11 protein-coding genes and 1 pseudogene are annotated in these 12,803 nt (G+C 71.2%); 5 read left to right on the top strand and 7 right to left on the bottom strand.

The features are described 5' to 3' along the window. Nucleotides 1-53 precede the first annotated feature (53 nt). Both ACWD3D_RS23485 and ACWD3D_RS23490 read right to left on the bottom strand, forming a co-directional pair. Nucleotides 54-992: pseudogene (locus ACWD3D_RS23485) on the bottom strand (serine/threonine-protein kinase); the annotation flags it as partial. 364 nt (nt 993-1,356) lie between these two features. Further along, nucleotides 1,357-3,063, bottom strand: coding sequence for a glycerol-3-phosphate dehydrogenase/oxidase (locus tag ACWD3D_RS23490; protein WP_451462785.1), 1,707 nt, complete (start codon nt 3,061-3,063; stop codon nt 1,357-1,359). A gap of 308 nt (nt 3,064-3,371) precedes the next feature. Between ACWD3D_RS23490 and ACWD3D_RS23495 the strand changes: the two genes are divergently transcribed. Continuing rightward, nucleotides 3,372-4,631 carry a nucleotide sugar dehydrogenase gene (locus ACWD3D_RS23495; RefSeq protein WP_451462786.1) on the top strand — a complete coding sequence of 420 codons (1,260 nt, stop codon included), beginning with the start codon at nt 3,372-3,374 and terminating at the stop codon, nt 4,629-4,631. A 172-nt stretch (nt 4,632-4,803) separates the two neighbouring features. Further along, nucleotides 4,804-5,493: a hypothetical protein gene (locus ACWD3D_RS23500; RefSeq protein ID WP_451462787.1), complete on the top strand. Its 690-nt coding sequence runs from the start codon at nt 4,804-4,806 to the stop codon at nt 5,491-5,493. Nucleotides 5,494-5,570: 77 nt separating this feature from the next. Here ACWD3D_RS23500 and ACWD3D_RS23505 read toward each other — a convergent pair whose 3' ends face one another. The 4 genes from ACWD3D_RS23505 to ACWD3D_RS23520 all read right to left on the bottom strand — a co-directional run bounded on the left by ACWD3D_RS23505 (nt 5,571) and on the right by ACWD3D_RS23520 (nt 9,974). Further along, on the bottom strand, nt 5,571-6,695 hold the full coding sequence (locus tag ACWD3D_RS23505; protein WP_018101158.1) for a GuaB3 family IMP dehydrogenase-related protein: 1,125 nt from the start codon (nt 6,693-6,695) through the stop codon (nt 5,571-5,573). Nucleotides 6,696-6,799: 104 nt separating this feature from the next. Continuing rightward, nucleotides 6,800-8,302: an IMP dehydrogenase gene (gene guaB, locus ACWD3D_RS23510; RefSeq protein WP_451462788.1), complete on the bottom strand. Its 1,503-nt coding sequence runs from the start codon at nt 8,300-8,302 to the stop codon at nt 6,800-6,802. A 173-nt stretch (nt 8,303-8,475) separates the two neighbouring features. Further along, nucleotides 8,476-9,051: a sigma-70 family RNA polymerase sigma factor gene (locus tag ACWD3D_RS23515; protein WP_328719855.1), complete on the bottom strand. Its 576-nt coding sequence runs from the start codon at nt 9,049-9,051 to the stop codon at nt 8,476-8,478. A gap of 311 nt (nt 9,052-9,362) precedes the next feature. After that, a complete protein-coding gene (locus tag ACWD3D_RS23520; RefSeq protein WP_003948568.1) occupies nt 9,363-9,974 on the bottom strand; it encodes a response regulator transcription factor in 612 nt (203 codons plus the stop codon). A gap of 524 nt (nt 9,975-10,498) precedes the next feature. Here ACWD3D_RS23520 and ACWD3D_RS23525 point away from each other — a divergent pair. Further along, complete coding sequence (locus ACWD3D_RS23525) at nt 10,499-10,834, top strand: WhiB family transcriptional regulator (protein WP_451462789.1); 336 nt, start codon at nt 10,499-10,501, stop codon at nt 10,832-10,834. Between the two features lie 90 nt (nt 10,835-10,924). Here the strand turns inward: ACWD3D_RS23525 and ACWD3D_RS23530 are convergent, their stop codons facing one another. Beyond that, entirely contained in the window at nt 10,925-11,842 is a 918-nt protein-coding gene (locus tag ACWD3D_RS23530) for a LysR family transcriptional regulator (RefSeq protein WP_451462790.1), read from the bottom strand. Between the two features lie 80 nt (nt 11,843-11,922). Here ACWD3D_RS23530 and ACWD3D_RS23535 point away from each other — a divergent pair, with 80 nt between their 5' ends. Next, the gene (locus ACWD3D_RS23535; protein ID WP_451462791.1) at nt 11,923-12,588 is read left to right on the top strand and encodes an MOSC domain-containing protein; all 666 of its coding nucleotides are present in this window, start codon (nt 11,923-11,925) and stop codon (nt 12,586-12,588) included. 88 nt (nt 12,589-12,676) lie between these two features. Next, nucleotides 12,677-12,803: DUF5959 family protein (locus ACWD3D_RS23540; RefSeq protein WP_451462792.1), on the top strand; the 127-nt coding region annotated here is incomplete at its 3' end.

Consider the following 12,803-nt stretch of genomic DNA (forward strand, 5'->3'; position numbering starts at 1 on the left):
CCCAAATCCCCGGCATACGGTCTCGGGAGCAGGCAGTGGCGAGGTCAGAAAGGTGTGGCCCGGTCCGAGGGGGACGGGCCCACGCCGGTGGGCACCGCCATGACCTGGGTGGCGTCGGCCGGCGGGGCGGCCGGCCGCTCCGGTGCGTTGACGACCGCGGTGAGCAGGGCCCGCGCACCGGCGTCGTCGAGCCGCTGCTCGGGGTCGCGGGTGAGGAGGCCGTAGATGACGTCCTTCAGCGGACCCGCGTTCTTCGGCGGGTCGAGCGGTTCGGTCATCACGGCCGTCAGCGTGGCGATGGCCGAGCCCTTGTCGTAGGGCGGGCTGCCTTCCACGCTCGCGTAGAGCAGACCGCCGAGCGACCAGAGGTCGGCGGGGGGTCCGGGCTTGTGGCCGCGGGCTCGCTCCGGCGAGATGTACGAGGGCGCGCCGACCAGCATGCCCGTGGAGGTCACCGAGGGGTCGCCCTCGACCTGGGCGATGCCGAAGTCGGTGAGGACCACTCGGCCTTCCTGGGATATCAGCACGTTGGACGGCTTCACGTCCCGGTGCAGGATGCCCTCGCGGTGCGCGGAGCGCAGCACGTCGAGAATGGCCAGGCCGACCTCGGCCGCCCGTCGGGGCGTCAGGGTGCCGTCCTCACGGATGACTTCGGCGAGGGACTTGCCCTCGATGAGCTCCATGACGATCCACGGCCGGTCGTCCTCGTCCACCACGTCGAACACGGTGACCGCGCTGGTGTTGCGGATGCGCGCGATCGCCTTCGCCTCGCGCAGGGTGCGCGTGATCAGGCGCCGCTTCTCGTCCTCGTCGATGGCCGTGGGGAACCGGAGTTCCTTCACCGCGACCGTGCGGCCCAGCGTCTCGTCGTCGGCGCTCCAGACGGTACCCATACCGCCTCGCCCGAGCACCTTCCCGAGCCGGTACCGTCCCGCGAGAAGACGTCCCTCGGTGTCCCGTTGGGGCCCGTTTGCCTGCTCCGCCTCCGACATGCGTCCCCTCTGCGATCAACCCGCCCTGGCAGAGCGTTCATTGTCCCTCACCCCGGGACCGGTTCTGGTGCCGGGTCCGAGGTCGGCCCCGGCGGGGCCGGGGAAAGGTCCCCGTGTACGGCTTTCCGGGCCCCGTGTACGGCTCTCCTGCCTCCGGCGTACGGCTCTCCGGGCCCCGGCGCGCGGCCTCCGGGCTCCGGGGCCGGCGTCGCCGGAGCCCTTCGGCCGTCCCGCCTCAAGGCCGTCCGGGCACCGCCGGCCCGGCGGTGCCCCTGCGAGCGGGTGCCCCCTCGTCGTCCGGCCATGCCTCCGGCGGGCCGTGCGCGCGGCACGTGACGCTCCGGCACTGTCGCGCGACGCCCCGTCAGATCGGCACGATGTCCGGTGCTCCGAGCCGCGCCGCGTCGGCCGTCAGGTCGTCGGGCTGGCGCTGCGACTCCCGTTCGGCCTCGACCCGCTTCTCGTAGTGCTCGACCTCGCGGTCGACCCGGTCCGCGTCCCAGCCCAGCACCGGGGCCATCAGCTCCGCGCAGACGCGGGCACTGAGGGTGCCCCGGTCGAAGGTCTCGATGGAGATCCGGGTCCGCCGGGTGAGGACGTCGTCCAGGTGGCGGGCGCCCTCGTGCGAGGCGGCGTAGACGATCTCGGCCGCGAGGTAGTCGTCGGCGGCGGGCAGCGGCTCGCCCAGTGCGGGGTTCTCCGCGATCAGCGCGAGGAGTTCCTCGGCCAGTGAGCCGTACCGGTTGAGCAGGTGCTCGACCCGGACGACGTGCAGCCCGGTGGAGGCGGCGATCCGGGCGCGGGCGTTCCACAGGGCGCGGTACCCCTCGGCGCCGAGCAGCGGCACGTCCTCCGTGACGCACTCGGCGACCCGCTGGTCGAGCCCGTGCACGGCCTCGTCCACGGCGTCCTTCGCCATCACCCGGTACGTCGTGTACTTGCCGCCGGCGACCACGACCAGGCCGGGCACCGGGTGCGCCACGGTGTGCTCGCGGGAGAGCTTGCTGGTCGCGTCGGACTCGCCGGCCAGCAGGGGGCGCAGTCCGGCGTAGACGCCTTCGACGTCGTCCCTGGTCAGCGGGGTGGCGAGCACGGTGTTGACGTGTTCGAGGAGGTAGTCGATGTCGGCGCTGGAGGCGGCCGGGTGGGCCTTGTCGAGGCTCCAGTCGGTGTCGGTGGTGCCGACGATCCAGTGGCGCCCCCAGGGGATGACGAAGAGGACGGACTTCTCGGTGCGCAGGATCAGTCCGGTCGAGGAGTGGATGCGGTCCTTCGGCACCACGAGGTGGATGCCCTTGGAGGCACGGACGTGGAACTGTCCGCGTTCGGCGATCAGCGCCTGGGTGTCGTCGGTCCACACGCCGGTCGCGTTCACCACCTGCTTGGCCCTGACCTCGTACCGGCCGCCGGTCTCGACGTCCTCGACCACGGCGCCGACGACGCGTTCGCCCTCCCGGAGGAATCCGGACACCCGTGCGCGGTTCGCCGCGTGCGCGCCGTAGCTCACCGCGGTACGCACCAGGGTGGCGACGTAGCGGGCGTCGTCCATCTGGGCGTCGTAGTACTGGAGGGCTCCGACCAGGGCGTCCTTGCGGAGTGCGGGGGCCACGCGCAGGGCGCTCCGGCGGGAGAGGTGGCGGTGGACGGGGAGTCCCCGGCCGTGTCCGGAGGAGAGGGACATCGCGTCGTAGAGGGCGACGCCGGAGCCCGCGTACAGCCGCTCCCAGCCCTTGTGCTGGAGCGGATAGAGGAAGGGCACGGGCTTGACCAGGTGGGGGGCGAGGCGCTCCAGCAGCAGTCCGCGCTCCTTGAGTGCCTCGCGGACCAGGGCGAAGTCGAGCATCTCCAGATAGCGCAGGCCGCCGTGGATGAGCTTGCTGGACCGGCTGGAGGTGCCGGAGGCCCAGTCACGGGCCTCGACGAGTCCGGTGGCGAGCCCTCTGGTGGCGGCGTCCAGGGCTGTCCCGGCGCCGACCACACCCGCCCCGACGACCAGTACGTCCAGTTCGCGTTCGGCCATCGCGGCGAGCGCCTCGGCGCGCTCGGCGGGTCCCAGTGTCGATGTCCTCAACTCTGCCTCCCGGTGGATCGGGGTGGGCGGTTACCGGGTGATGTGTCCGGTGACGTCCGGCCGGGCCGGACGTGCCCACCTCCCGATTCTGTCCGCGACGGGCGACTTCAGCCACCGCCTGTGGACAACGCCGCCCACCGGTGGCCGGACGACCGGGCACCGGCGGTGCGCGGCGACGCGTGACAGCGATCATCCATTCCGACATAAATGCGACATGCAGGTCATATTTACGCCTAGTCTGACCTCGCACGGCCCTCAGCGGTTGCGCTTTCGGTCCTCCATGGTTCTACGAGAAGGACGGCCCTCGAATGCCCGCAGACCTCGCGGTCATCGGCCTCGGCCACCTCGGCCTGCCCCTCGCCCAGGCAGCGGTCGCCGCCGGTATCGACACCGTCGGCTACGACACCGACCCCCGCCCGTACGCGGATCTCAGCGCGGGGCGCACCCCGGTCGAGGGATCGCTCACCGCCTCCGAGGTCCGCAGGATGCTCTCCCGGGGCTTCCGCCCCACCACCAACGCCACCGAACTCGGCCGGGTGCGCACCGCGGTGATCTGCTCCCCCACCCCCCTCGGGGCCGACCGCACCGTCGACCTGACCGCCGTCGGAGACGCGGCCCGCGCCCTGGCCGCCCGGCTGCGCCCGCACACCACGGTGCTGCTGGAATCGGCCGTACCTCCCGGCACCACCGAGAACTTCCTGCGCGGGCTGCTCGAAGAGGGCTCCGGGCTGCGCGCCGGCCGGGACTTCCACCTGGCCTGCTCCCCCGGCCGACTGGACCCCGGCAACCGCACCCACACCTACGCCAACACCCCTCAGGTCATCGGAGGCCTCACCCCCGCCTGCACCGAGTCCGCCGCCGCGTTCTACGGCCGGCTCACGGACAAGGTGGTACGCGCCAGGGGACCGCGCGAGGCCGAGATGACGAAGGTGCTGGAGACCAACTTCCGGCACGTGAACATCGCCCTCGTCAACGAGATGGCGGTGCTCTGCCACGAGCTGGGCGTCGACCTCTGGGACGTCATCCGGTGTGCGGAGACCAAGCCCTTCGGCTTCCAGCCGTTCCGCCCCGGCCCCGGGGTCGGCGGCCACGGCGTCCCCCTGGACCCGGGCGGCGTGCCGTACGGCCACGCCCCCGGCCCTCCGCTGCGCCTGGTGTCCATGGCGCAGGAGATCAACGACCGCATGCCGAGCTACGTGATCCGGCGCAGCGCCACCCTGCTGAACGAGCACGGCAAGTCCGTGCGCGGCGCCCGCGTCCTCCTGCTCGGCGTCACCTACAAGCCGGACAGCGCCGACCAGGAGGCGGCCCCGGCCCGCGAGATCGCGAGCCGGCTGATGGACCTGGGCGCCCAGATCGGCTACCACGACCCGCACGTCCTGGACTGGCGGGTCCGCGACGTCCCCGTCCCCCGTGCCGACTCGCTGTACGAGGCGGCGGCCGCCGCCGACCTGACGCTGCTCCTCCAGCACCACCGGACGTACGACCTCCAGGGCCTCGCGGTGAAGGCGCAGCTGCTGCTCGACACCCGGGGAGCCACCCCTGCGGGGGCCGCGCACCGGCTGTGACGGGGAGGACCCGCCCCGTGGGCGGGGACGGGCGCGGGGACGGGCGCGGGGCGGGGCGGTATTGCGGTGAGCGATGTCGTGGGTGACTGCTAGCCTGCGGCGTCACCTTCGCACAGAGTTGCGTATCTGGCGCACTGTCGTGCGCGCATCCGTCCCAGGGGGGATCTTCACCATGAGCCAGCCCGTGCCGCCGCCCAGCCGGCCCCAGCCGCCCGCCGACGGCCGGCCCGTCGAGGGCAACCCGTACGCGGCCGAGCAGCCCAAGGCGCCGGCTCCGGCGGCACCGCCCGTCGGCGCCGCCCCCCTGGCACCGCCTGTCGGCGCACCCGCGTCCCTGGCACCGCCCACCGGCGCGCCCGTACCCCTGGCACCGCCCACCGGCAACCCCTTCGCACCGCAGCAGCCGGGGCAGCCGGGACAGTTCACCGGTGTGCCGTTCGCACCGATCACCGGTCCGGTCCGCAACAACCTGGCCCTCGGCCTGCTCGCGTCCTTCGGCACCGCCCTCGCCGTCGGCGCGATCTACGGCGGCATCACCGGCGCCACCGAGCGCGAGTTCGTCTACGCGGCGGTCGTCGTGGGTCTCCTCGTCGGCTGGGTCGCGGGCAAGACCGGCGGCCGGAACCCCGTACTGCCGTTCACTTCCGTGGTGTTCGCGCTGGGCTCGGTCTACTTCGGCCAGCTGCTCGCGGACGCGATCATGGCTTCGAAGCAGCTCCCGGTCTCCGTCTCGGCGATGTTCTTCCAGCACTTCGGCGTGCTCCAGGAGATCTGGAAGGCCGACACCGACTTCATCAGCGTCCTCTTCTTCGGGATCGCCGGCTTCGCCGCGTTCTCCGCCGCCAAGAAGATCTCCGACTGACCCGTCCGCGGACGTACGAAGAGGGTCCCGGTCACCCTGTGGTGACCGGGACCCTCTTTCGCACGCGCGGTACGGGATCAGCGGCGGTGCTGCGAGTCCGCCACCGTCACCTCGACGCGCTGGAACTCCTTGAGGTCGCTGTAGCCGGTCGTGGCCATCGCGCGGCGCAGGGCGCCGAAGATGTTCATCGAGCCGTCCGGGGTGTGCGACGGACCGGTGAGCACCTCCTCGGTCGTGCCGACCGAGCCGAGGTCCACCAGCTTGCCGCGCGGCACGTCCTCGTGGACGGCCTCCATGCCCCAGTGCCGGCCGCGGCCCGGAGCGTCGGTGGCGCGGGCCAGCGGGGAGCCCATCATCACGGCGTCCGCGCCGCAGGCGATGGCCTTCGGCAGGTCGCCGGACCAGCCGACGCCACCGTCCGCGATGACGTGGACGTACCGGCCGCCGGACTCGTCCATGTAGTCGCGGCGGGCACCCGCCACGTCCGCCACGGCGGTCGCCATCGGCACCTGGATGCCGAAGACGTTGCGGGTGGTGTGCGCGGCGCCGCCGCCGAAGCCGACCAGGACACCCGCCGCGCCGGTGCGCATCAGGTGCAGGGCCGCGGTGTACGTGGCGCAGCCGCCGACGATCACCGGGACGTCCAGCTCGTAGATGAACTGCTTGAGGTTGAGCGGCTCGGCGGCACCGGAGACGTGCTCGGCGGAGACGGTCGTACCGCGGATGACGAAGATGTCCACCCCGGCGTCGACGACGGCCTTGGAGAACTGGGCGGTGCGCTGCGGGGAGAGCGCGGCGGCGGTGACGACACCGGAGTCGCGCACCTCCTTGATGCGCTGTCCGATCAGCTCCTCCTGGATCGGAGCGGAGTAGATCTCCTGGAGGCGACGGGTCGCGGTCTCGACCGGCATCTCGGCGATCTCGTCGAGCAGCGGCTGCGGGTCCTCGTGGCGGGTCCAGAGACCCTCCAGGTTGAGGACGCCGAGTCCGCCGAGCTCGCCGATGCGGATGGCGTGCTGCGGGGAGACCACGGAGTCCATGGGAGCGGCCAGGAACGGCAGCTCGAAGCGGTAGGCGTCGATCTGCCAGGCGATCGAGACCTCCTTCGGGTCCCGGGTCCTGCGGCTCGGTACGACAGCGATGTCGTCGAATGCGTATGCCCGGCGGCCGCGCTTGCCGCGCCCGATCTCGATCTCAGTCACGATGTGTGGCCTTTCCCTCTACGTCTGCGCTGACCAGTATCCCCGACACACGGCGGAGGGGCGGCCCGGGGAACCCCGGCCGCCCCTCCCCCACCGTGTGGGTCTTACTTCCTGCTGTAGTTCGGTGCCTCGACCGTCATCTGGATGTCGTGCGGGTGGCTCTCCTTGAGACCCGCCGACGTGATGCGCACGAAGCGGCCCTTGCTCTCCATCTGGTCGATGGACTCGGCGCCCACGTAACCCATGGTCTGACGCAGACCGCCGACGAGCTGGTGCAGGACGTTGGCCAGCGGACCCCGGTAGGGCACCTGACCCTCGATGCCCTCGGGCACGAGCTTGTCGTCCGAGGACACCTCGGCCTGGAAGTAACGGTCCTTGGAGTACGAACGGCCCTGGCCGCGGGACTGCATCGCGCCGAGCGAGCCCATGCCGCGGTACGACTTGAACTGCTTGCCGTTGATGAACATCAGCTCGCCCGGGGACTCCTCGCAACCCGCGAGGAGGCTGCCCAGCATCACGCTGTCCGCGCCCGCGGCGAGCGCCTTGCCGATGTCGCCGGAGTACTGCAGGCCGCCGTCGCCGATGACCGGCACACCCGCCGCGCGGGCGGCGAGAGCGGCTTCGTAGATCGCGGTGACCTGCGGGACGCCGATACCGGCGACCACACGGGTCGTACAGATCGAACCGGGGCCCACGCCGACCTTCACACCGTCGACGCCGGCGTCGATCAGCGCCTGAGCGCCGTCGCGGGTGGCGACGTTGCCGCCGATGACGTCTATGGCGACGCTCGACTTGATCTTCGCCATCCAGTCGAGGGCGTTGCTGTTGTGGCCGTGCGAGGTGTCGACGATCAGGAAGTCGACCCCTGCGGAGGCGAGCGCCTGGGCGCGGTCCAGCGCCTCGGGGCTGGCGCCGACGGCCGCGCCGACCAGCAGACGGCCTTCGGCGTCCTTGGCCGCGTTGGGGTACTGCTCGGCCTTCTTGAAGTCCTTGACCGTGATGAGGCCCTTGAGGAGGCCCGCCTCGTCGACCAGCGGCAGCTTCTCGATCTTGTGGCGGCGCAGCAGCTCCATGGCCTCCACGCCGGAGATGCCGACCTTGCCGGTGACGAGCGGCATCGGCGTCATGACCTCGCGCACCTGGCGCGAACGGTCGGACTCGAAGGCCATGTCACGGTTGGTCACGATGCCGAGGAGCTTGCCCGCGGGGTCGGTGACCGGCACGCCGCTGATGCGGAACTTCGCGCAGAGCGCGTCCGCCTCGCCGAGGGTGGCGTCGGGGTGCACGGTGATCGGGTCGGTGACCATCCCGGACTCGGACCGCTTCACCAGGTCGACCTGGTTCACCTGGTCCTCGATGGAGAGGTTGCGGTGCAGTACGCCGACGCCGCCCTGACGGGCCATCGCGATGGCCATCCGCGACTCGGTCACCTTGTCCATGGCGGCCGAGAGCAGGGGGATGTTCACGCGCACGTTGCGGGAGATGAGGGACGAGGTGTCGACCGCGTTGGGCAGGACCTCCGACGCGCCCGGCAGCAACAGCACGTCGTCGTATGTCAGCCCGAGCGTGGCGAACTTCCCAGGCACTCCGTCGACGTTTGCAGTCATGACACCTTCCCCAAATGGTCTTGATCGGTGCGGATGTCCATGCTAACGGCCTTCGGGGGTGTCTCATTCCACGATCAAGATCACCGAGGCTCTCCGTAGATTTCTACGAGAGCGTGAACACCGCGCGAACACGGGGCCGCGGCGGGGGCGGCCCTGGCGGGGTGCGGCGGAAGTCACTGTTCGGCGAGGGCTCGCAGCCGGCTGAGCGCGCGGTGCTGGGCGACCCGTACGGCGCCGGGGGACATCCCCAGCATCTGCCCGGTCTCCTCGGCGGTCAGTCCGACCGCGACCCGCAGGACGAGCAGCTCGCGCTGGTTCTCCGGGAGGTTGGCGAGGAGCTTCTTGGCCCAGGCCGCGTCGCTGCTGAGCAGGGCGCGTTCCTCAGGGCCGAGGGAGTCGTCGGGCCGTTCGGGCATCTCGTCGGAGGGGACGGCCGTGGAACCGGGGTGGCGCATCGCGGCGCGCTGGAGGTCGGCGACCTTGTGTCCGGCGATGGCGAAGACGAACGCCTCGAAGGGGCGGCCGGTGTCGCGGTAGCGCGGCAGCGCCATGAGAACCGCCACGCAGACCTCCTGCGCCAGGTCCTCGCCGAAGTGACGAGCGTCACCGGGCAGCCGGTTCAGCCGGGACCGGCAGTACCGCAGCGCGAGGGGGTGGACACGGGCCAGCAGGTCGTGTGTCGCCTGCGCGTCGCCGTCCACGGCCCGTTGCACCAGGGCAGCGATCACCGTCGTCTCGTCGTCGCGCATCGGACCATGGTGCCTTGATGCCGACCGGTCCGTGCCATCGCGTTCAGAGTTGTGCACCGAAGCGTTACGAGCGGGTGCGCCGGATGTCATGTCCTGCGCCCTCCCCTTCCGCTGGATCCGCTGGTCCGAATCGTCGTTCCCGAGGAACTCCACAGCTCAAGGATGCGTCATCGGCCGGGAAGCGTCACCCATCGCCGCCGCGACCCGGCTCGACGTGGGCGGACCGCCCCGCCGGTGTCCTCCGTCGCCCCGCCCGCGGGTCCGCGGACGGGGACGATTCCGGCACGCCGTTCGGAGGCCACCCGACAGGCTCAGCGCACCAGACCCCAGCGGAATCCGAGCGCCACCGCGTGGGCCCGGTCCGAGGCGCCGAGCTTCTTGAAGAGCCTCCTGGCGTGGGTCTTGACCGTGTCCTCGGAGAGGAAGAGCTCGCGCCCGATCTCCGCGTTGGAACGGCCGTGGCTCATGCCTTCGAGCACCTGGATCTCACGCGCGGTGAGCGTGGGGGCCGCACCCATCTCCGCGGACCGCAGCCGGCGCGGGGCGAGCCGCCACGTCGGGTCGGCCAGCGCCTGGGTCACGGTGGCCCGCAGCTCGGCGCGCGAGGCGTCCTTGTGGAGGTAGCCGCGGGCCCCGGCGGCGACCGCGAGCGCGACCCCGTCCAGGTCCTCGGCAACCGTCAGCATGATGATCCGGGCGCCGGGGTCGGCGGAGAGCAGCCGCCGGACGGTCTCCACACCTCCCAGGCCGGGCATGCGGACGTCCATCAGAATCAAATCCGAACGGTCGGCCCCCCAGCGGCGGAGTACTTCCTCGCCGTTGGCCGCCGTCGTCACACGCTCGACGCCGGGCACGGTCGCAACCGCGCGACGGAGCGCCTCTCGGGCGAGCGGGGAGTCGTCGCAGACGAGGACGGATGTCATGACCGTCCTCCGCAGCTGATGCGCGTCACCTTGAGCCTCCAGGCTGATACAAGTCGTCACCTGTGCGGTTGACCCCCTCGGACATGTGCCCGAGCCGGTTCGTCGCCAACCGCCTCCGCACTCTCAACGATGGTCACTCGAAAGAGTTACGGGTCGGACCGTAGGGTTCGGCACTCTACGTGAAGGGCCGCACACGGAACGGATCGACGCGGGCGCTTCACCCTTCAACCGAAACTTCACTGGTTGGCGTGCCCTATTTGGCGGCTTTTCTTCCCTTTTGCTGGTGTCTGTGACTAGATTCGCAATCAGTCATATTTACATCTACTACGACCGTAGATGTACGGCAGGCTCGATCACCGAGGACCTGAGGTCCCGAAGCCCCGAGGCGCTGAGGCACGGAGGGGCACCGGGGACCCGAGGGCCCGAGGACCTGAGGAACCAGGGATCGGCCACCGACGGACGACGACGGACTGCGACTGCCGGGACGACGTCTCCGGCAGAGCACGGTTTCGAGGGGACAAGCAATGGCAGATTTCTCCCGCCTTCCCGGACCCAACGCGGACCTGTGGGACTGGCAGCTGCTCGCGGCCTGCCGAGGGGTCGACAGTTCACTTTTCTTCCACCCCGAGGGAGAACGCGGAGCCGCCCGGAGCGCCCGCGAGACCTCGGCGAAAGAGGTGTGCATGCGCTGCCCCGTACGTGCCGAGTGCGCCGCCCACGCGCTGGCCGTGCGCGAGCCCTACGGAGTGTGGGGCGGCCTGACCGAAGACGAACGCGAGGAGCTGATGGGCCGCGCCCGGAACCGTCTGATCACGACGGCCCACTCCGGTACGGGCGGCGACAGCACGCACCACGACTGAGGGCCCGCGCCGCCCCGTACCGCAGGAACGTTTCGGCATCCACGGTCCGTCCCCGCCCGGACATCGACGGACCGGGGCACGGTCGTGCCGTCAGCGGGCCGCGGCGAGCGACAGCTGGTCCAGCGTGGCCGCCACCGCCGGGACCCGCGCCAGGTCCGGCAGGGTCAGCGCCACGATCTCGCGCACGATGGGCGGCTCCACCGTCACGGTCACGGCCCCCTTGGGGCGTACCGACTCGATCGCCAGCGCGGGCAGGACCGCCACCCCGAGCCCGGCGCCGACCAGTCCGATCACGGCCGGATAGTCGTCGGTGGCGAAGTCGATACGGGGGGTGAACCCGGAGTCCTCACACACCTCCACCAGCTGCCGTCGGCAGCGCGGGCAGCCGGCGATCCACGGGTCCCCGGCGAGTTCGCCGATGTCGATCGCGTCCGTCCCGGCCAGCCGGTGATCGTCGGGCAGCAGGCCGACCAACCGGTCCGCGAGCAGCGGGCGGACCACCAGGTCGCCCCAGTCGCCGTCGCCGCTCTCCACTCCTTCACCGCCGCCGGAGTTCTCGTACCGGAACGCCAGCGCGATGTCGCAGTCCCCGTCGCGGAGCATTTCCACGGACCGGGGCGGTTCCGCCTCCACCAGCGAGACCTGGGTGCCGGGGTGCTCCGCGCGCAGCGCGGCGAGGGCGCCGGGGACCAGGGTGGAGCTACCGCTGGGGAAGGAAACGAGCCGGACCCGGCCGGCGCGCAGCCCCGCGATGGCGGCGACCTCTTCTTCGGCGGCGGTCAGCCCCGCCAGGATGCCGGAGGCATGCCGTACGAGGGCCTCGCCGGCCTGAGTGAGCCGCATCTCCCGGCCCGTACGGATCAGGAGGGGTGTCCCGACCGAGGATTCCAGTGCCTTCATCTGCTGGCTGATGGCCGGCTGGGTGAAGCCCAGCTCGCGGGCGGCGGCGGAGAACGAGCCGGTGGTGGCGACGGCACGCAGGACGCGGAGATGACGGGCTTCGATCACCCTCCCACCATAAGCGTCACTTCTGATGATCGCGAAAAATTGCGATGCGACTTTGATGCCCGACGTTTTAACCTTTCCCCATGCATCTGCTGACCGTGAATGTCGGAACCGCTCGCCACTCCGAGCACTCCAGCGCGCGCCATGGCCTCACCGGAATCGACAAGCGCCCGGTGGAGGGCCCTGTGGCGGTGGCCGACCCGGGGCCGAAGGGCGTCGGCGGCAGCGGTCTGGCCGGGGACGCCGTCTGCGATCTGCGCCACCACGGCGGGAGCGACCAGGCGGTGTACGCGTACGCCCGGGAGGAGCTCGACGTTTGGGAGAAGAAGCTCGGCAAGCCGCTGCCCAACGGGATCTTCGGCGAGAACCTGACGACCGTGGGCCTGAAGGTCAGCGACGCGCTGGTCGGCGAGCGGTGGCGGATCGGCCCGGAGCTGGTCCTGGAGGTGACCGACGGCCGCGTCCCGTGCCGGACGTTCGCCGGCCACGTGGACGAAGAGCGCTGGGTGAAACGCTTCACCCAGGAGGCCGTGACCGGCGCGTACCTGCGGGTCATCACCCCGGGCTCCATCCGCGCCGGGGACCCGGTCGAGATCGTCCACCGCCCGGACCACGGGGTGACCGCCTCCCTCGCGTTCCGCTCGTTCACCGACCGCACGCTGCTCCCGAGCTTGCTCCCGGCGGGCGAGGCGCTGCACACGGAGTTGCTGAAGGCGGCGCGGGAGTACGTGGCGAAACAGGGGGTGTGAGGGGCGGGGGCCGGGTCCGGTTCTTGGCCAGGAACGGGCGAGGATGTGGCCCTCCTCAAGGTCGTCCCGGACGGAAGCGGGCCCGCACATGACGCGACGAACTCCCGTGGACCTGGTCAACCTCGCCGACCCTGACGGGAACAGCTGCGTCGTACGCGTCACGGGGCGCCTGCAGCCGGGCGTGCTGACCGGCCATGACGTCCTGTGCGCGGTGG

Source organism: Streptomyces sp. NPDC002690, assembly GCF_053592415.1.

What these genes read in the sequence shown, in the direction of transcription:
- ACWD3D_RS23495 (WP_451462786.1), top strand. Translation starts at nt 3,372, where the DNA reads ATGCCCGCAGACCTCGCGGTCATCGGCCTCGGCCACCTCGGCCTGCCC.
- ACWD3D_RS23500 (WP_451462787.1), top strand. Translation starts at nt 4,804, where the DNA reads ATGAGCCAGCCCGTGCCGCCGCCCAGCCGGCCCCAGCCGCCCGCCGAC.
- guaB (WP_451462788.1), bottom strand. Translation starts at nt 8,302, where the DNA reads ATGACTGCAAACGTCGACGGAGTGCCTGGGAAGTTCGCCACGCTCGGG.
- ACWD3D_RS23515 (WP_328719855.1), bottom strand. Translation starts at nt 9,051, where the DNA reads ATGCGCGACGACGAGACGACGGTGATCGCTGCCCTGGTGCAACGGGCC.
- ACWD3D_RS23520 (WP_003948568.1), bottom strand. Translation starts at nt 9,974, where the DNA reads ATGACATCCGTCCTCGTCTGCGACGACTCCCCGCTCGCCCGAGAGGCG.
- ACWD3D_RS23525 (WP_451462789.1), top strand. Translation starts at nt 10,499, where the DNA reads ATGGCAGATTTCTCCCGCCTTCCCGGACCCAACGCGGACCTGTGGGAC.
- ACWD3D_RS23535 (WP_451462791.1), top strand. Translation starts at nt 11,923, where the DNA reads ATGCATCTGCTGACCGTGAATGTCGGAACCGCTCGCCACTCCGAGCAC.